Origin of the sequence: Pseudomonas sp. B21-023, assembly GCF_024749165.1 — a bacterium.
GTDB lineage: Bacteria > Pseudomonadota > Gammaproteobacteria > Pseudomonadales > Pseudomonadaceae > Aquipseudomonas.
The window spans coordinates 2,766,603-2,783,272 of the sequence record NZ_CP087190.1; the positions used below are offsets into that span (position 1 = coordinate 2,766,603).

Sequence of the window (16,670 nt, forward strand, 5' to 3'; positions counted from 1 at the left end):
CCCGGCGCGTTTCACCGCTGCGAGAACAACAATGAAAGAACGACAGCCGATCCCCAACATCAACATCGGTCAGGTCTACGACCAGCGCTACAGCGACAGCGAGGTGCATTACGACCGGCTGGGCAACCTGGCCGGTTTCTTCGGCCGCAACATGCCGGTGCACCGCCACGACCGTTTCTTCCAGGTCCACTACGTGAAGACCGGCAGCGTGCGGGTGTACCTGGACGAGCAGCGTTACCACGAGTCGGGGCCGATGTTCTTCCTCACCCCGCCGACCATTCCCCATGCCTTCGTCACCGAGCCCGATGCCGACGGCCATGTGCTGACCGTGCGCCAGCAACTGGTCTGGCAACTGCTGCAGGCTGAGCCTGGGCTTGCGCTTGGCCCACGCCTGCAGCCGGCATGTGTCGCGCTCGGTCATCTGCGGGGGGCGGCGGCCGAGGAGGTGCAGCGCCTGGAGCAGCTGTTCGACCTGCTGGGCGGCGAACTGGGCCATGGCCAGGCCGGGCAGGGCACCGCCGTGCAGGACCTGGCCCGCCTGGTGATGATCAGCCTGTTACGCCTGTGCGCCAATTCGCTGGAGGCCACGCCCGCGCGGCACGAGGACCTGCAGCTGTTCCACCGTTTCAACGAACTGATCGAGCGCCACTACCTCGACCACTGGACCCTGCCGGCATACGCGGCGGCCCTGGGCGTGACCGAGGCGCGCCTGAACGACGTGTGCCGGCGCATGGCCGACCTGCCGTCCAAGCGCCTGGTGTTCGAGCGGCTGATGCAGGAGGCGCGGCGCTTGCTGCTGTACACCGGCGGCTCGGCCAACGAGATCTGCTACCGCCTGGGGTTCAAGGACCCGGCGTACTTCAGCCGCTTCTTCCAGCGCCATGCGCAGATGACGCCGGGTGAGTACCGCCAGCGCCAGGCGGGGTTGCGTTGACATGCGGCGACGGGGTCCGGGCGGTTGGCTGTCGGCAGATCGTGCTACGGGGAAGGCATCGCGGGAATGGGTGATTGCCAGGAGCGCTGGTACTTTTCACAGGGCTGGACAGCCCGGGTGAAAATGTATTTCACTTTATTAATATCTTAATAAAACAGCCCTTGATCCTGATGACCCAACCAAGACCCTCCCTGACCTTGACCCTGCTGCAGGCCCGCGAAGCGACCATGGCGTTCTTCCGCCCGGCCCTGAATGCCCACGACCTGACCGAGCAGCAATGGCGGGTGATCCGTATCCTGCGCCAGCAGGGCGAGCTGGAAAGCCACCAGTTGGCCGACCAGGCCTGCATCCTCAAGCCGAGCATGAGCGGCGTGCTCAAGCGCCTGGAGCGTGACGGCCTGGTGGCGCGGCGCAAGTCGCCGGAGGACCAGCGGCGCATCTTCATCAGCCTGACCGTGCGTGGGCAGCAGGCGTTCCTGGCGATGAGCGAGGAGATGGAGCGCAACTACCAGGAGATCCAGCGCCAGTTCGGCGCGGACAAGCTGGAGCAGTTGATGGGGTTGTTGAACGAGCTGAAGAAGGTCAGGCCCTGAAATCAAGGGGGCGCTGTGCGGCCCATCGCCGGCAAGCCGGCTCCCACAGGGTTGGCAGTTGGCGCGGACATTGTGGGAGCCGGCTTGCCGGCGAGGGGTTGCACAGCAACCCCATGGTTTACTGTCCAGCCAATTGCAGCGAATCATCGAGAATTTTCAGCAACGACGCTGCCCGCCGCGCATAAACCGCCGGGGGCGCGTACAGCAGCTCTACATGCAGGCTGTCGATGATTCCAAGGTACGCATCGCCGTACAGCTCCAGCTTGTTGCCATCGCTTTGGGCCCAGGCGTGGCGCTCGCGCAGGGCCTGGCAGAAGCCCAGGCGGATCCGCTCCAGGTACGCCTCGAAGCCGGTGGTGACAGTCGAGCGGATCGGCGCCGGCGGCAGGAATGCACTGCGCAGCACGAAGCGCAGGTTGGCCGACGCCGCGTAGCGCTCGGCCAGGTGCAGCGGATGCCAGTGCCCCGGCGCCTCGCGGCCCGCCGCTTCATGGCCGAAGCCCGCCTCGACGTAGGCGGTTTCGTCGGCCAGGGCCCGTTCGAAGGCGCACACGAATAACGCGTCCTTGTTGGCGAAGTGGGCGTACAGCGAGGCCTTGCGCATGCCTGCCAGGGCGGCGATCTCGTTCAGCGACGAGCCGTCGTAGCCGTGCTCGGCGAAATGCTCCACGGCATGCTCGCAGATGCGCGCGGCGGAAGGGGTCAGGGCTTTCAAGGCGGTCACTCCGGGTTGACGCAGCAGGGCGAGGCGCTGATTGTCTTTGCCACGGCGGCGCGGGTCAAACCGACGATGACCACGGCCGCCGCCGCCAGTAACCAGGCCCAGGCCAGCGGGCCCAGGGTGGCCAGGTGCCCGGCCAGGGGCGTGGCGCTGGACGAGATCACCAGTTGCAGCGCGCCGAGCAGGGCCGCCGTCGAGCCGACATCGCGCTGCTGCGATGACATCGCCAGGGCCATCAAGGTGGCCTCGCAAACCCCCAGGCCGAACAGCGCCAGCACCACGCCCGCCAGCAGCAGCGGCAGGCCTGCGCCAGACAGGCCGGCAATCACCGCCAGTGCTGCGCCGGCCCCCATGCACAGCGCCCCCCACCAGGCCACCAGGGCCACGCCGTGCCGGCTGACGCAATAGCCGGACAGCGCCGCGCCGAGCAGGATGGCAACGCCGCAGCCGCCGAACAGCAGGCCGAAGTGCGTGCTGGAGAGGCCGAAGTGCTGCTGGTACACATAGGCCGAGCCGGCGATGTAGGCGAACAGGAAGAAGAACACCGCCGACAGGGCCAGGGCCGGGCGCAGGAAAGCGCCGTCGGCGGCGATGCGGCCATAGGTACGCCATACCGTCGCCGGTGCCAGGCGCACCCGATGCGCCGGCGGCAGGGTTTCACTGAGTGTCACGGCCGAATTGACCAGGGTCAGCAGGCCGAGGCCGGCCAGCACCAGCATGATTGCCCGCCAGCCATAGGCCGCGTCGATCACTCCGCCCAGGGCCGGGGCGAGGATCGGCGCCAGACCCTCGATGGTCATCAGCAGGGCGAAGATCTGCGCCGCCCGTGCGCCATCGGCGCTGTCGCGGACCATGCTCATGATCACCACCAGCGTCAGCGCGCTGGCCAGGCCCTGCACCAGGCGCGCCACCAGCAGCGCGTCCAGCGACGGCGCGGCCGCCGCGGCCAGGGAGGCGATGCAGAACACCAGCAGGCCGGCGAGCAGCGGGCGACGCCGCCCCAAGGCATCCACCAGTGGCCCGAACAGCAGTTGCCCGGCGCCCATGGCCAGCAGGAACACGGTCAGCGTCAGCTGAACCTGGGTATAGCCGGTGGCGAAGTCGCGGGCCATTTCCGGCAGGCTGGCCAGGTACATGTCGATGGCAGACGGGCCAAGGGCGCCGATCAGGGCGAGGGAGGCGGCGAAGCGCAAATGTGAAGCGGGCATGAGCGAAAGTCCGTGCAAGCAAAATAGTAACCTACCGACCGGTAGGTTGTCGAAGTATGCCAGATCTCTGCCGGGGGTCAACGCAAAGTCTGCCCACCGGGGATCCGCTTGCGCCCCAAATACACCGTCGCCGCTTGTTTAGCGCCACCGGTCCGATCCGCTCGGAATAATCCGAATCCCTCTTTATCGCCGTACTCCCAATCCATGTACGGCACCTCGCCGTGCAACCCTTAGCCACACGAGGTTTTTGCAACCATGGCCAACAAAGACAGCAACATGACCGGTCGCCAGGACACCAACAAGCAGGACGCCAACAAGACCGGCAGCCAGGGTGGAACGAAGAACCCAGGCAATTTCGCCAATGACCGCGAAAAAGCGTCCGAAGCCGGTCGCAAGGGCGGGCAGAGCTCCGGCGGCGGCAATCGCCAGAGCGAGTCCGGCCACAAGGGCGGCCGCTCGTAAGTGAGGGCACGCGGTGCCGGGTTCGCCTGGCACCGCGCACACCCCACCAGGAGGTTCCCATGCGTATCGCACCTCTGATCTGCCTGTTGGGTAGCCTGAGCCTGCTGGCTGGCTGCTTCGACCGCGACAATGACCATCCGGCGAAAGACGCCGACCCGAGCAAGCCCTCGCTGCAGATGCAGCAACCCGATTCCCCGACCAGCAACCCGTCTCCCGAAACCAAGCCCCAGAATCCATAGCGCGAGGTGACCGGCATGGTGGCGATGATCCGTGAAGGCGTGCGTTCGCAAGCCAGGCACGACATGACTGATGATGTGGCGCATCGCTACCAGGCGTTGCTGGCGGGACGCGATGCCACTGCCGAGCACTGGCTGGAAACACAACTGCGCCGTGTTCGTGACCGGGAAGACGACCTGCCGGAAGAGCCGAACCTGTTGCCCCAATGGGCTGAAAACCATGCCGCCCAGGTCGCCCACGACCATGCGCATTACCTGCGGCAGCGGCGTGAAGGAGCGCCCCGGCGCTATTTCGCCACCCGCGCCCAGGCCTTGTGGTTCCTGCAGCAGGTCGCGCCGACCAAGGCGGTCGACGGTGCCTGGTTGCACGGTACCCTGCGGCATTGGCGCGACCCGCGTTACCACGGGTTGATCCGCACCTTTCTCGAAGAACTGGGCGACGGCGACCCACGCTGCAACCATGTGCTGATCTACCAGCGCCTGCTCAGCCGCCTGGGGTGCCTGCAAGGGCTGCCACTGGAGCCCTCGCGCTTCGTGCAGGGCGCCGTGCAATTGGCCCTCGGCCAGCACTGCGAGCGCTTCCTGCCCGAGGTGATCGGCTACAACCTGGGATATGAGCAGCCACCGCTGCACCTGCTGATCACCACTCATGAGCTGGCCGAACTGGGTATCGACGCCCATTACTTCCAGTTGCATGTGACCATCGACAATGCCGCCAGCGGCCATGCCCGGCGTTCGCTGGAGAGCCTGCGGATGTTGGCTCCAGCGGGCGATGAAGATTTCTATGCGCGTGTCAGGCACGGCTACCGGCTCAACGACCTGGGTCTCGACACACCTTCGCTGATCGCCAGCTTCGACCTGCAGGGCGAACTGCTCGCCGCGCTGGAGCGCAAGCGCGTATTCGGCCAGTTCATGCACTCCGATCGCTGCCGCCTGCAAGGGCGCACCATCAACCAGTGGCTTGTCGAGCCGGGGGCGATGGCCGGGTTTCTCGAGGCCCTGCAAGCCCAGGGGTGGATCAAGCGTGACAGCGACCCGATGCAGAGCCGCTTCTGGTCACTGATCGACGGCCCCGGCGCGGCAATGTTCGGCGTGTTCAGCGCCTACGAGAAACAGCTGTGGCATGACTGGATCGCCGGTAGCTGGCAAGGGGCCGGGCGTCGTCGGGTGCCGCCAGGGCAGTGGGAACAGGCATTGGCCCTGCAGGCGGAGGCGCCCGGCCGGGCCCAGTCCTCGGAGATCGCCACGCTGATCGAGGCCATGGCCGGTAACCGGCACGCCGAACCTGCGGGCCTGCGTGCCACACGCGACTACATCGCTGCCACCGGGCTGTACCAGGGAGGGCCGCGGTGATGCAACTCGACCAGAACCAGATTCGTGCCGACGAGGCCCTGTTGCGACTGGGCTGCAGGCTGCGTGCCGACGGCTACCGTTTCACCTGCGTCACCCCGGCGACCCAGGCGCGGGTCAATGCCCGACCTCAGGCCCAGCGCGCGTGCACGCTGCGAGATGTATTCGGCTGGAGCCGGCCGTTCGCGGCTTCGCTGATCAGTGCCGACGAGCTGGAACAACTGGGCACGGCCGGCGTGCTGGAGGCGCACGGCGAGCTGTGGCGCAGCCGAGTGCGCTGGTCGAGCCTGGATGACCTGTTGCTGGTGCATTCGGCCTGGCCGACGGAGAGCAGCGACGCGGTGTTCTTCGGGCCGGACAGCTACCGCTTCGCCCAGTTGATCGAGGATCACCTGCGGAACAGCCCCCGGCGCGTGCAGCACGCCGTCGATATCGGCTGCGGCAGCGGCATCGGCGCTTTGCTGATTGCCCGGGCCGCACGCCATGCGCAGGTCAGCGCGCTGGACATCAATCCGCTGGCGCTGCGCTACACCGCCGTCAACGCCGCCCTGGCCGGGCTGGCCAATGTGTCGGTCGAGCCCAGCGACCTGCTCACGGGCATCACCGGCACCTTCGACCTGATCGTCGCCAACCCGCCCTATATGCTCGATGCCAGCCAGCGCGTCTACCGCCACGGCGGCGGGGCGCTCGGCGCCGACCTGTCGCTGCGTATCGTCGAACAGGCCTGTGAGCGCATGACACCGGGCGGCACATTGCTGCTGTACACCGGGGTGGCGATCGTCGAAGGGCGCGATGCGTTGCTCGAAGCGGTCCGTCTGCGCCTGGCCGGCCCTGACTTGAGCTGGCACTACCGGGAGCTGGATCCGGACGTGTTCGGCGAGCAGTTGCTCGAGTCCGGCTATGAACAGGTCGAGCGCATTGCCGCCGTGGCCCTGACCGTCACCCGTCGCGGCGGATGAACGCATGGGGCGGCCCTGCACGTTCGGCATCGAGGAGGAGTACCTGCTGGTGGCGCTGGACAGTGGCCGGGTGCTGTCCTCGCCGTCGACGGCACTGATCCGTCTGTGCCGTGAGGTGCTGGGGCCGTGTTTCGCCGAAGAGATGTTCCGCAGCCAGATCGAGCTGGCCTCGCCGGTGTTCGAGACGCTGCGCCAGGCCCGCACCTTCGTTACCGAGCAACGCCAGCGCCTGAGCCAGGCGCTGGCCGCCGAGGGGGCTGGTCTGTACTGTGCGGCAAGCCACCCCAGCGCCCAGTGGTTGCGCCAGCATCCACGCGCAACGCCGCACTTTCGCCAGTTGTTCGACGACTACCGGCTGGTGGCCCGGCGCAGCTTGTTGAACGGCCTGCACGTGCATGTCGGGGTGCCACCGGGCCTGGATCGCATGCAGGTGATCAACCGGGTCCTGTACTGGCTGCCCTTGCTGTTGTCGCTCAGCACCTCATCTCCCTACTGGTGCGGCCAGGACACCGGCTACATGAGCTACCGCCGCGTGGTGTGCGGGGAATGGCCGCACATGGGCCTGCCGGAACCGCTGCCGGACTGGAGCGCCTACGAGCGTTATCGCGCGCTGTTGCAACGCAGCGGCACGTTGGCCGAGGACGGCGACTTCTGGTGGGCGATCAGACCTTCACGGCGTTTTCCGACCGTCGAATTGCGCATCTGCGACGGCTGTCCGCGGCTGGAGGATGCCTTGGCCATCGCCGGCCTGTTTCGCCATCTCGTCGAGCATGCGCTGGGGCGGCACGCTGGCGCCGCCAGCCGGGAAATGCGCTGGATCACCCAGGAGAACTACTGGCGCGCCATGCGTCATGGCCGTCTTGCCACCTTCATTGGTGTTCATGACCAGCACCCGGTGAATGCCGAAGTCTGGCTGACGCAGTTACAGACGCAATGCCCGGCCGACACTGCCGATGCCGAGCGTTCTTTCCTGCACGCCCGGCGCATCCTGCGCGACGGCAGCAGTGCCGATCGCCAGCGCCAAGCCTATGGGTTGGCCCGCGAGCAAGGCCTGGATGAGGGTTTGGCAATGCGCAGCGTGGTCAGGCAGGTGATGGACGACCACCTGTCGGCGATGGGCCCAGCTTGAGCAAACCATCCATCAGCCGGTTGCCTCGAAACTTGTGTGGTCCTCGTGCGGTGCCAGACCGCTTCCACGTGACGAACAGGACCTGTATGCGGGCTTGCCCCGCGCCAGACCTTACGCAGCCATTACCCGAAGGAGTCCAGCCGATGCCCCGCAAGCCCCAGGACCAGTTCACCCTGCAGAACCCCCTGACCCAGTATCCGCATCCGCCATTCCCCGCCCAGCATCAACCGGCCCCAGGCCTGGATGCGCACATGCAACCCAAGCCCGACCACGGCGAAACCACCTACAAGGGTTTCGGCCGCCTGGCCGGCCGGCGCGCCCTGATCACCGGCGCCGATTCGGGTATCGGCCGGGCCGTGGCCATTGCTTTCGCCCGGGAGGGCGCCGACATCGCCCTCAATTATTTGCCGACCGAGGAGCGCGACGCCCGCGAAGTGGTGCAGCTTATCGAGGCCGAGGGGCGCAAGGCCGTGGCGTTGCCCGGCGACCTGAAGGATCCGCGCTTCTGCGGCCAGCTGGTCGACCAGGCTCACGAACGGCTCGGCGGGCTCGACATCCTGGTGAATGTCGCCGGCAAGCAGGAAGCACGCAAGGATATCGGGCAGATCACCCACGAGCAGTTCGACCATACGCTGAAGACCAACGTCTACGCGCTGTTCTGGCTGTGTCAGGCCGCCGTGCCGCTGATGCCGGCCGGGGCGACCATCATCAACACCGCGTCGATCCAGTCCTACCAGCCATCGGCCACGCTGCTCGACTATGCCACCACCAAGGCCGCCATCGTCGCCTTCACCAAGGCCCTGGCCAAGCAGGTGATCGAGCGCGGCATCCGGGTCAACGCGGTGGCCCCCGGGCCGATCTGGACCGTGCTGCAGCCCAGTGGCGGGCAGCCACCGGAGAAGATCCCCGACTTCGGCGGGCACACGCCGATGAAACGCCCGGGCCAGCCCGCCGAGTGCGCGCCGTTGTACGTGCTGCTGGCCAGCCAGGAGTCGAGCTACATCACCGGCGAGATTTTCGGCGTCACCGGGGGCAATCCGCTGCCGTAGGGCAAAGCCGAATAAACCTTCCGCGCGCCGCGCAGTCAGTCCTTGTAAGCGCCCCGTCGATGTGGGCCAAGGAGGTGGCTGATGAAACTCGTCTGCCTGCTGCGTGGCTGCCAATGGCGCAGCCTGTTGTTCCATGAAGTCGCCGGGCTGCAATGCCACTGCTGCGAACGCTGCGGTGCGTTGCGTTACAGCCAGCCCGGCCTGACCCCGAACACTTAGGAGCCAACCATGGCCAGGGCGATCTGGAAAGGCGCGATCAGTTTCGGTCTGGTGCACATCCCGGTTTCCCTCAACACCGCGGTGCGCAGCGAGCGGGTGGATTTCGACTGGCTGGACAAGCGCAGCATGGAACCGGTCGGCTACAAGCGGGTGAACAAGGTCACCGGCAAGGAAATCGACAAGGAAAACATCGTCAAGGGCGTGGAGTACGAGAAGGGCCGTTACGTGGTGATCAGCGAGGAGGAAATCCGCAAGGCCCGGCCCGAGGCGACCCAGACCATCGATATCTTCTCGTTCGTCGAAGCCGGGGAAATCCCCCTGCAACAGTTCGACACGCCGTATTACCTGAGCCCGGACCGCCGGGGCGGCAAGGTCTACGCCTTGCTGCGCGAGACCCTGGCCAGCACCGGCAAGGTGGCCTTGGCCACGGTGGTGTTGCATACCCGCCAGCACCTTGCGCTGCTGCGCCCGCTTGATGAAGCGCTGGTGATGATCACTCTGCGCTGGCCGGAGGAAGTGCGGGGCCTGGAGACACTGGAGCTGGACAAGAGCGTGACCGACAGCAAGGTCGACAAGCGCGAGCTGGACATGGCCAAACGCCTGGTCGAGGACATGAGCGGGCCGTGGAAGCCCGATGACTACCACGACGCGTTCCGCCAGACCATCCTCGACCTGGTCGAGGAGAAGGCCAGCAAGGGCAAGATCGAGACAGTGGAGAAAGGCGAGGGCGTCACGGCGGAGAAGGGCGCGGACATCATCGACCTTACCGAGCTGCTCAAGCGCAGCCTGGGTGGCAAGAGCAAGGCGAAAAAGCCTGCGGCCAAGCGCCCACGCAAGGCGTCGTGATCCGAGCGCCGTTCTACGGGATCTGGCCTTCCAATCCGCTGAGGTAATCGCCGAATCCCTGCCGCGCCCGGCTGTCCCTGCGGCTGCTGGTGGCCACGCTGTGCCTGGCGGTCCAGACGATCTGCGCGCCGATGGCTTCCAGTGCCAGCACCAGTTGCACATCCTCGTGGGCCGGCAGCGGCTGGAAACCGCCGACCTTGGCATAGGCCTTGGCGCATACCCCAAGGTTGGCGCCGTGAATATGCCGGTGGCCTTCCATTGCCTGGTAGCGGCTGTGGTACAGCTGACGCAAGGTGGCACCCTGCCAGGGTTGCCAGCGCTCGATATGTACCGTGCCGCACACCGCGTCGGCATGCCATTGCAGCTGTGAAAGCAGCCAGTGGCCAGGCACGCGGCTGTCGGCATCGGTGAATGCCAGCCACTGGGCGCCGCGCTCGATCATCCACGCCGCCCCCAGGCGTCGGGCGATGCCGACATTGCCGGCCTCCAGCGCCAGCGTGTGCACGCCATGGTGCCTGGCGATGCGCGCGCTGGCATCGGTACAGCGATCGAGCACCACCAGCACCTCGACCTCCAGGCCCGCGGCTTCGGCCCGCGCAGCTGCCACCCGCACGGCCTTCAGGCAGTGTCCGAGGCGCCGGGCCTCGTTATGGGCGGGAATGATCACCGCGATCATGGGCAAATCTCGTCCAGGTCGACCACCCGGGGCTGGCACGACCAGTACTCGAGCAGGAAGTCCGCCTCCTCATGGCGCAACTGCGGATACAGCGGCAGGTGCCTGGCCAGCAGGGCGTGCACTTGGCCGCCGTCCTGGGGGCAGCCGGCAATCGGATGGCGCCAGTGGCAGGCCAGCAATCCGCCGTCGCCAGCCAGGCAGGCCACGGACTGTTCAATCACCTGCAACCAGTCGGTGGGGTCGAGGTAGTAGCCGATCTCGCTGAGCACGATCAGGTCGAACTGCCCGCCCGGCCAATCGCCCGGCAGGTGCCCCTGTTCGACGCGGGCATGATCGACCCCTGCCAGGCGTTGCCGGGCCAGCCTGACGGCAGTGGCGTCGATGTCCTGGCACAGCAGGCTGGCGCAGCGCTCGGCCAGCAGCACGCTCAGCTCGCCGTTGGCGCAGGCCGGCTCGAACACCCGGCCGTAGCACTGGCTGGGCAGGCTGGCCATCGCCAGGTCGCGCTTGCGACGTTCGTACCAGCGGGTGCGAAAGGCCCAGGGATCGTCGTTGCCGGCATACAGGTCGGCGAAATACTGCGCGTCGAGGCTCATGGCGACTCCATTACAGGAAGACCAGTTCGAAAGGCTGCAACAGGCAGGTCTGCAGGGTGACGGGCAGCACCGGCGGATGCTCCCCGTCTGGCTGCAACTGGCTGGCGTGGGCGGCCAAGGCCTGGCGTTTGCGCGCCAGGCGGGTGTCGTCGAGCTGTACCCGATGGGCCTGGGGCCAGGGCAGGCGCGGGTCATCGGGCGTTGCCCAATGCCACGCCCACACCGGGACCTCGGCCAGTTGTACCCGGCGTGCCTGGGCCGCCTGGGCAGCAGCGCGGCCGGCCGCCTCGTGGTCGCAGTGGCCGTCACCGCGCCAGGTGGTCAGCAGCAGGTCATCCGGTTCGAGCAGTTGCTCCAGGTAGTTGGCCAGGAACGCTTCATCGCGGGGCAGGGCGCCGTCCTTGAGGTTCAGGCGCCGCCAGTCCAGGCGGTTGAGGTCCAGATCAAGCTGTTGCAGGGCGTGCCGGCTTTCCTGGGGGCGCTGGTGGCGCAGACGGTGCTCGGTCCAGTGGGCGGAATGGGGATGGCTGCCTTCGCCGTTGGTGGCGGAAATCAGCACCAGGTCCTGCTCGCGCCCGTGGAAACCGGCCAGCAGTCCGCCGGCCATGAGGATTTCATCGTCCGGGTGGGGGGCCAGCAACACCAGGCGCCGGCCGGGGGGACAGAGCTGTTCGGGCTTGAGCCACTTGGCGCGGGCCAGGTGCGCGGATTGCTGCCAGTCGCGCCAAGGGGTGCCGGCAGCCGCCTGGATACGGTTCTCGCTCATAGCTGCCAGGCTCCCGCCGGCATGCCGGTCACTTGCCTGCCCAGTTCGGCCAGATCGCGTTCGGCATGGCTCTGGCGCAGGTAGACCGGCAGGTCGGCGCTGAGCCGGGCGAAATGACTGCTGCGACAGAAGGGCGTGGCACCCAGCGCCCTGCCGACATGGCGGATCACCTGCTCGACCGCCTGTTCGACCTGGGCGCGGGCGCGGCGCACTTCGAAGCTGGCGTCGGCATGGGGCTGCTGGTCGATCCAGGCGGCGCATTCGCGAAGCGCGGCGCGGGCGCCGTACAAGGCGGCATCCACCGCTCCCAGATGGGCATCGGCGTGCGGATCGGGCCGAGGCATGCGGCAATGCTCGCGCAGGTAGTCGGCCAAGGCCTCGGCCGCGCCGTACCAGCACGCGGCGATGCCGGCGCCGCCATGCCAGAAACCAGGACGTGCCAGGTACTGGCCGGGCAGGCCGACGGCCAGCCCGGGCGTGTCGTCGAATTCGATGCTGACGCTGGTGGTGGTGGCCATGCCCACCGCCTGCCACTGGTCGGCCTGGATGCGCTGGCTGGGGTGCGACAACTCGATGGCCACCAGCTGCGGTTGGTCATTCTCCCATGCAGTTATCAGTGCCCGGTCGATCTGCAGCGCGCCCGAGCACCAGGCCTTGCGCCCTTGCAGACGTACCTGCCCGTCGTGCCGTTCGACGATACGGGCACGGGCATCCGGCGGCTCTGCGGCCCACACGCCCCAGATCCCGTCCTGGGCGTGGTGGGCCGCACCGCATTCGGCCAGGATCGCCAAGGCATCGGTATGGCCTTCATAGAGTTTGGCCAGGGTCAGGTCGCAACCGGCTACCCGCGCGAGCGTCTGCCAGCGCTTGAGGGTCTGGCCCTGGCCGGGCAGGGGCAACAGGTCGAGGTGGTCGGCCTGCATGGCCTGCAGCAGCTCCGGCAGCAAGGTGTCGAGGTCGATGGCCTGCGGTCGGGCGCCGAAGCGGCGCAGCAGGCGGTCGAGGTTGGTCAGGTCGAAGTCCTGGATGATGCTCATGAATACGTTCCCCTTGGCCTCAGTCAATGCCCAGCTGTTTGCGCATGCGCACGGTGATGGACTGCCGGGTCTTGGCCATGTCCGCCCAAGGGTCGTCCACCTCGGCCAGCCGCGCCTGCAGATTGCCGATGTGCCACTGGTTGGCGCCTTTGAGCTGGGTCAGCTCTTCGCGCCAGATCGGCACCGACACCGGCAGCCCCTCGCGGGCACGCAGCGAATACGCCGCGACCGTTGTGGCGCCCTTGCCGTTGCGCAGGTAGTCGATGAAGATCCGCCCGACCCGGTTACGGGGCCCGGAGACGGCGCTGAGCCGCTCCGGGAACAGGCCCGCCATATGCTCGACGAGGGCATGGCTGAAGTCCTTCACTTCGTCCCAACCGGCGCGGCGGGTCAGCGGCACCACCAGGTGCATGCCCTTGCCGCCACTGGTCTTGAGGAACACCTTCAGGCCCAGCTCATCGAGCAGGGTGAGGGTCAGTTGGGTCGCTTCGAGCATGGCTTTCCAGGGCAGTGCCGGATCGGGGTCGAGGTCGAGGACGAAGCGGTCGGGCTTGTCGAAATCCTTGTCGGTGGCATTCCAGGTGTGCAGTTCGAGCATGTTCATCTGCACCGCGCCCAACAGGCTGTCGGCGCGGTTGAGCACCATCGCCGCCTGGCCGGCCTGCGCCTTGCTGTAGCTGCGCACCGCCGGGATGTGCAGCTGGCCGGCATTCTTCTGGAAGAACAGTTCGCCACCCAGTCCGTCCGGTGCGCGCACCAGCGCCACGGGGCGGTCCTTGAGCTGCGGCAGCAGCCAGTCGGCGACCTGGGCGTAGTACTCGGCGACCTGGCGCTTGGTGGTGCCGGTGCTGGCGTCGACCACGCGGTCGGGGTGGGTCAGGCGCAGGCTGCCGAGGGCCTTGGCGGGGGGCTGCGCGGCGCGCTTGGCGGGCATGGCTCGCTCCAGGTCGATGGCGGTGGCGGGTTTGTCGTCGCGCAGGCCGTGGAACACCGAGTGGCGCACGATGCCTTCGCGTGTCATCTGGGCGTAGGCGACTTCGGCCAGCAGTTGCGGCTTGAGCCAGTGCACGCCACGGGTGTCGGCGCCGCGGGGCGGCTTGGGCAAGGCCGGCTTGTTTATTTCCAGGGGCTTGAGACGCGCATGCAGGCTGTCCAGCGTGGTGGCGCTGAAACCGGTGCCGACCTTGCCGGCATAGCGCAGCTGGCCGCTGTCGGTGTCGTGCAGGGCCAGCAGCAGGGCGCCGAAGCCGTTGCGGCTGCCTTTGGGGTCGGTGTAGCCGACGATCACGAACTCCTGGCGCTGCTGGCACTTGAGCTTGACCCAATCACTGCTGCGCCGGCCCACGTAGGGGCTGTCGGCGCGCTTGCCGATCAGGCCTTCGAGCTTGAGGCGGCAGGCGCTGTCGAGCAGCGAGTCGACAGGCTCGGTGAAGTCTGCGGAGAACTTGAGGAGGTCCGACGGCGTGTTTTCCAGCAGTCGGGCCAGGGTGGCACGTCGCGCCTGCAGGGGTAGCGGGCGAAGGTCCTCGCCACCCAGGTACGGCAGGTCGAACAGGTAATAGGTGATGCGTTCGTCGTGCTCGGTGTCGAAGGCGTTCTGCAAAGCCTGGAAGTCGGCCACACCCTGTTCGTCGACCACCACCATCTCGCCATCGAGCCAGGCCGAATCAAGCCCCAGCGCTTTCAAGGCCTCGACCTGACGCGGCATCTTCGCACTCCAGTCGTGGCCATTGCGGGTGAACAGGCGCACATCCTCGCCTTCGATGCGGGCGAGGATGCGGTAGCCGTCGAACTTGACCTCGTAGTGCCAGTCACCGCTGGGCGGCGAATCGACCAGGGTGGCGAGTTGCGGCTGGAGCTTGTCCGGCAGGGCGACGGGGTTGGCCTTGCGTTTGTTGGCAGTGGCTGTTTTCGCCGGCCGGCGCGGCAGCAGTGTACGGTCGCTCAGCACACTGTCCGGCAAGGCTTCGACAATGCTGTAGTCGGTTTCGCTGCGGGCCTGGCCATCGTGGGACTTGACCAGCATCCACTGCTCCTTCTTGCCGGCCAGGTGGGTGCGGAACAGGTTCCAGACGCCCGACAGTTTCTCGCCCTGCAGGCGAAAACGCAGCTTGCCCTTGGCGTAGGCCTGGCGTGGATCGCCCTCGGGCTCCCAGATACCGCGATCCCAGACGATCACGTCACCGGCACCGTAGTGGCCTTCGGGGATATTGCCTTCGAAGTCGGCGTAGTCCAGCGGGTGATCCTCCACATGCACCGCCAGGCGGCGGACCTTGGGGTCGAGCGAGGGGCCCTTGGGAATGGCCCAGCTTTTCAAGGTGCCATCGAGTTCCAGGCGAAAGTCGTAGTGCAGGTGGCTGGCGTCGTGTTTCTGGATGCAGAACTGCAAGGCATGGGCCTTGCCCGTGCGGCCGCGCTTGCCGGCAGGCTCGGGCGTGGCGTTGAAGTCGCGCTTGCGCTGGTACTCCAGCAGGGGCTTGGCCATGGCGGGCTCCGAAACGGTTCGCGGGGTCTCTAGGTTGGGAGACGAGGGGGCTGGGCGGAGTTCAAAAAAAGCGTGGGCAGGTGCTGCCTGCAGAAACTCTGAATCATTGACTGGCAGGGGGAGTCGACCGAATGAGCCCACAAATCGGAGAGCGATCATGCCCATTCCCAGAGACCCTAAACCGGCAGTCGAGATCGACGACACGCAAGACCGCATGGGCAGTGTCCATGAACTGGATTTCAGCGAGCGCCGCGATGAGCGCCAGGGCCGGATTGGCGACGAACGACCGGCGCGGGAGGTGGAAGAGGAGTATCCACCCAGACGCGTTGCCGAAAGTGGCATGACCGGTGGCGAGGCGCTGAGTGACAGCCTGCACGAGGACAATGTCACCCTCGACGACCTGAGCCCTGACACGCTGCTGGACGAGACCGGTGCGCGCGATCCGCATGAGCCGGGTACGGCAGGCGGCCCGGCGGACCAGACCCTGCGTCATGTCGAGGCGCACGAGATCGGTGGCGGCATCGGCCTGGACGAGGCCGAACTGGCCCGCTCGGCGCCGTTGGACGGCGAGCCATGGACCGACGAGCTCACCCCTGAAGACGAGCGGAGAGAACGCTGATGAACGAGCAACGTTGTTCCTGCAACCACTGTTCCTGCACCGTGGATGCCAATGCCGTGGTCCAGGATGGCAAGGCGTACTGCTGCGAAGCGTGTGCGACGGGGCACCGTAATGGTGAGCCTTGTCGCATGGGGGATTGCAAATGTGGGGAGGTGAGTCAGCCGAAAGAGAGTAATGTCGATAACGCGTTGGATGAGACTTTTCCGGCGAGCGATCCTATTTCACCTTGATATTCAATATACAGCAGCCCTGTCATTAATTAATTCGACGATAGGGCTGCTGGCCACTAAAATTACATACCTTCACCACACTAAAGCCTTCAACTCTTGCTCTTGCTCTGCTTTTGCTTCTAAGTGCGCGATAGTTCAGGCGACACAAATTGCGACTTCAGGAGGCCGAACGGAGGTCTTGCGGAGGGAGGTGACGGGCATGGATGCCCGTCAAGCGCTGCGCCCCAGGATGGGGCGTTCAGCGCGGTCCTCCCGGGAGCAAGGCCGGAGTGAGGGGACCCCGGAGCGAAGCGTAGGGGCCGGATGAATGGAGCGAGGATTTTTTGGTTCCTTTTTGATCCTTCAAAAAGGGACCCGCCGTAAGGGCGGAAAGGTGATTATGCGTCACCATAGCAAATGAATGTGCGTATAACTTTCAAGACACACGCTGTGTAAGTCAAAGTCAAAGTCAAAGTCAAAGTCAAAGTCAAAGTCAAAGTCAAAGTCAAATGCGGTTGGCGTGGGTTTTTACAGTTGTAAGCGCATTCATTTGCTATAATGACGCTTATTCACCCT

Annotated in this window: 18 protein-coding genes and 1 pseudogene; 12 read left to right on the plus strand and 7 right to left on the minus strand. The window is 66.3% G+C overall.

Annotation, left to right across the window (positions count from 1 at the left end):
• The first annotated feature begins 31 nt into the window (after positions 1–31).
• Positions 32–934: a 4-hydroxyphenylacetate catabolism regulatory protein HpaA gene (hpaA, locus tag LOY42_RS12435; RefSeq protein ID WP_102685341.1), complete on the plus strand. Its 903-nt coding sequence runs from the start codon at positions 32–34 to the stop codon at positions 932–934.
• A 170-nt stretch (positions 935–1,104) separates the two neighbouring features.
• Positions 1,105–1,527: a homoprotocatechuate degradation operon regulator HpaR gene (gene hpaR, locus LOY42_RS12440; protein ID WP_023632900.1), complete on the plus strand. Its 423-nt coding sequence runs from the start codon at positions 1,105–1,107 to the stop codon at positions 1,525–1,527.
• 118 nt (positions 1,528–1,645) lie between these two features.
• Here the strand turns inward: hpaR and LOY42_RS12445 are convergent, their stop codons facing one another.
• Positions 1,646–2,242, minus strand: coding sequence for a TetR/AcrR family transcriptional regulator (locus LOY42_RS12445; RefSeq protein WP_173862483.1), 597 nt, complete (start codon positions 2,240–2,242; stop codon positions 1,646–1,648).
• Between the two features lie 5 nt (positions 2,243–2,247).
• On the minus strand, positions 2,248–3,456 hold the full coding sequence (locus LOY42_RS12450) for a multidrug effflux MFS transporter (RefSeq protein ID WP_258600859.1): 1,209 nt from the start codon (positions 3,454–3,456) through the stop codon (positions 2,248–2,250).
• A 339-nt stretch (positions 3,457–3,795) separates the two neighbouring features.
• On the opposite strand from LOY42_RS12450, the pseudogene LOY42_RS26605 reads away from it, so the two are divergent.
• From LOY42_RS26605 to LOY42_RS12490, 8 genes and pseudogenes are all read left to right on the plus strand, one after another.
• A pseudogene (locus tag LOY42_RS26605) lies at positions 3,796–3,918 on the plus strand (general stress protein); the annotation flags it as partial.
• Between the two features lie 59 nt (positions 3,919–3,977).
• Positions 3,978–4,157: a hypothetical protein gene (locus LOY42_RS12460; RefSeq protein ID WP_102685338.1), complete on the plus strand. Its 180-nt coding sequence runs from the start codon at positions 3,978–3,980 to the stop codon at positions 4,155–4,157.
• A 24-nt stretch (positions 4,158–4,181) separates the two neighbouring features.
• A complete protein-coding gene (locus LOY42_RS12465; protein ID WP_256659302.1) occupies positions 4,182–5,507 on the plus strand; it encodes an iron-containing redox enzyme family protein in 1,326 nt (441 codons plus the stop codon).
• The gene (locus tag LOY42_RS12470) at positions 5,507–6,463 is read left to right on the plus strand and encodes a class I SAM-dependent methyltransferase (RefSeq protein ID WP_258600861.1); all 957 of its coding nucleotides are present in this window, start codon (positions 5,507–5,509) and stop codon (positions 6,461–6,463) included. Before LOY42_RS12465 ends, LOY42_RS12470 begins: the two co-directional genes overlap by 1 nt.
• A 4-nt stretch (positions 6,464–6,467) precedes the next feature.
• Positions 6,468–7,592, plus strand: coding sequence for a carboxylate-amine ligase (locus LOY42_RS12475; RefSeq protein WP_139671090.1), 1,125 nt, complete (start codon positions 6,468–6,470; stop codon positions 7,590–7,592).
• Between the two features lie 143 nt (positions 7,593–7,735).
• Positions 7,736–8,641 carry an SDR family oxidoreductase gene (locus LOY42_RS12480; protein WP_111532327.1) on the plus strand — a complete coding sequence of 302 codons (906 nt, stop codon included), beginning with the start codon at positions 7,736–7,738 and terminating at the stop codon, positions 8,639–8,641.
• 81 nt (positions 8,642–8,722) lie between these two features.
• Positions 8,723–8,860: a PSPA7_2676 family Cys-rich small protein gene (locus LOY42_RS12485; RefSeq protein WP_173862482.1), complete on the plus strand. Its 138-nt coding sequence runs from the start codon at positions 8,723–8,725 to the stop codon at positions 8,858–8,860.
• 9 nt (positions 8,861–8,869) lie between these two features.
• Positions 8,870–9,706 (plus strand): Ku protein, encoded by an 837-nt coding sequence (locus LOY42_RS12490; RefSeq protein WP_198755809.1) that lies wholly within the window; start codon positions 8,870–8,872, stop codon positions 9,704–9,706.
• Between the two features lie 13 nt (positions 9,707–9,719).
• Here the strand turns inward: LOY42_RS12490 and LOY42_RS12495 are convergent, their stop codons facing one another.
• Genes LOY42_RS12495 through ligD form a run of 5 tightly spaced genes read right to left on the minus strand, consistent with a single transcriptional unit; the run spans position 9,720 to position 15,266 of the window.
• A complete protein-coding gene (locus LOY42_RS12495; RefSeq protein WP_139671084.1) occupies positions 9,720–10,382 on the minus strand; it encodes a glycosyltransferase in 663 nt (220 codons plus the stop codon).
• A complete protein-coding gene (locus LOY42_RS12500; protein ID WP_139671082.1) occupies positions 10,379–10,978 on the minus strand; it encodes a bifunctional 2-polyprenyl-6-hydroxyphenol methylase/3-demethylubiquinol 3-O-methyltransferase UbiG in 600 nt (199 codons plus the stop codon). Before LOY42_RS12500 ends, LOY42_RS12495 begins: the two co-directional genes overlap by 4 nt.
• Before the next feature lie 10 nt (positions 10,979–10,988).
• The gene (locus tag LOY42_RS12505; RefSeq protein WP_102685330.1) at positions 10,989–11,744 is read right to left on the minus strand and encodes a PIG-L deacetylase family protein; all 756 of its coding nucleotides are present in this window, start codon (positions 11,742–11,744) and stop codon (positions 10,989–10,991) included.
• Positions 11,741–12,781: an acyl-CoA dehydrogenase gene (locus LOY42_RS12510; RefSeq protein WP_110704300.1), complete on the minus strand. Its 1,041-nt coding sequence runs from the start codon at positions 12,779–12,781 to the stop codon at positions 11,741–11,743. Before LOY42_RS12510 ends, LOY42_RS12505 begins: the two co-directional genes overlap by 4 nt.
• A 19-nt stretch (positions 12,782–12,800) precedes the next feature.
• Positions 12,801–15,266, minus strand: coding sequence for a DNA ligase D (gene ligD / locus LOY42_RS12515; RefSeq protein WP_258600874.1), 2,466 nt, complete (start codon positions 15,264–15,266; stop codon positions 12,801–12,803).
• Positions 15,267–15,423: 157 nt separating this feature from the next.
• Here ligD and LOY42_RS12520 point away from each other — a divergent pair, with 157 nt between their 5' ends.
• A complete protein-coding gene (locus LOY42_RS12520; RefSeq protein ID WP_110704305.1) occupies positions 15,424–15,885 on the plus strand; it encodes a phosphotransferase system, HPr-related protein in 462 nt (153 codons plus the stop codon).
• The gene (locus LOY42_RS12525; RefSeq protein WP_081941252.1) at positions 15,885–16,115 is read left to right on the plus strand and encodes a metallothionein; all 231 of its coding nucleotides are present in this window, start codon (positions 15,885–15,887) and stop codon (positions 16,113–16,115) included. The genes LOY42_RS12520 and LOY42_RS12525 overlap by 1 nt, the downstream gene beginning before the upstream one ends.
• Positions 16,116–16,670: the final 555 nt, after the last annotated feature.

Coding starts and splice junctions, on each gene's coding strand:
- LOY42_RS12450 (WP_258600859.1), bottom strand. CDS start 3,456: ATGCCCGCTTCACATTTGCGCTTCGCCGCCTCCCTCGCCCTGATCGGC.
- LOY42_RS12510 (WP_110704300.1), bottom strand. CDS start 12,781: ATGAGCATCATCCAGGACTTCGACCTGACCAACCTCGACCGCCTGCTG.
- LOY42_RS12480 (WP_111532327.1), top strand. CDS start 7,736: ATGCCCCGCAAGCCCCAGGACCAGTTCACCCTGCAGAACCCCCTGACC.
- ligD (WP_258600874.1), bottom strand. CDS start 15,266: ATGGCCAAGCCCCTGCTGGAGTACCAGCGCAAGCGCGACTTCAACGCC.
- LOY42_RS12465 (WP_256659302.1), top strand. CDS start 4,182: ATGATCCGTGAAGGCGTGCGTTCGCAAGCCAGGCACGACATGACTGAT.
- LOY42_RS12500 (WP_139671082.1), bottom strand. CDS start 10,978: ATGAGCCTCGACGCGCAGTATTTCGCCGACCTGTATGCCGGCAACGAC.
- LOY42_RS12520 (WP_110704305.1), top strand. CDS start 15,424: ATGCCCATTCCCAGAGACCCTAAACCGGCAGTCGAGATCGACGACACG.
- LOY42_RS12525 (WP_081941252.1), top strand. CDS start 15,885: ATGAACGAGCAACGTTGTTCCTGCAACCACTGTTCCTGCACCGTGGAT.
- hpaR (WP_023632900.1), top strand. CDS start 1,105: ATGACCCAACCAAGACCCTCCCTGACCTTGACCCTGCTGCAGGCCCGC.
- LOY42_RS12470 (WP_258600861.1), top strand. CDS start 5,507: ATGCAACTCGACCAGAACCAGATTCGTGCCGACGAGGCCCTGTTGCGA.
- LOY42_RS12475 (WP_139671090.1), top strand. CDS start 6,468: ATGGGGCGGCCCTGCACGTTCGGCATCGAGGAGGAGTACCTGCTGGTG.
- LOY42_RS12460 (WP_102685338.1), top strand. CDS start 3,978: ATGCGTATCGCACCTCTGATCTGCCTGTTGGGTAGCCTGAGCCTGCTG.
- hpaA (WP_102685341.1), top strand. CDS start 32: ATGAAAGAACGACAGCCGATCCCCAACATCAACATCGGTCAGGTCTAC.
- LOY42_RS12490 (WP_198755809.1), top strand. CDS start 8,870: ATGGCCAGGGCGATCTGGAAAGGCGCGATCAGTTTCGGTCTGGTGCAC.
- LOY42_RS12485 (WP_173862482.1), top strand. CDS start 8,723: ATGAAACTCGTCTGCCTGCTGCGTGGCTGCCAATGGCGCAGCCTGTTG.
- LOY42_RS12495 (WP_139671084.1), bottom strand. CDS start 10,382: ATGATCGCGGTGATCATTCCCGCCCATAACGAGGCCCGGCGCCTCGGA.
- LOY42_RS12505 (WP_102685330.1), bottom strand. CDS start 11,744: ATGAGCGAGAACCGTATCCAGGCGGCTGCCGGCACCCCTTGGCGCGAC.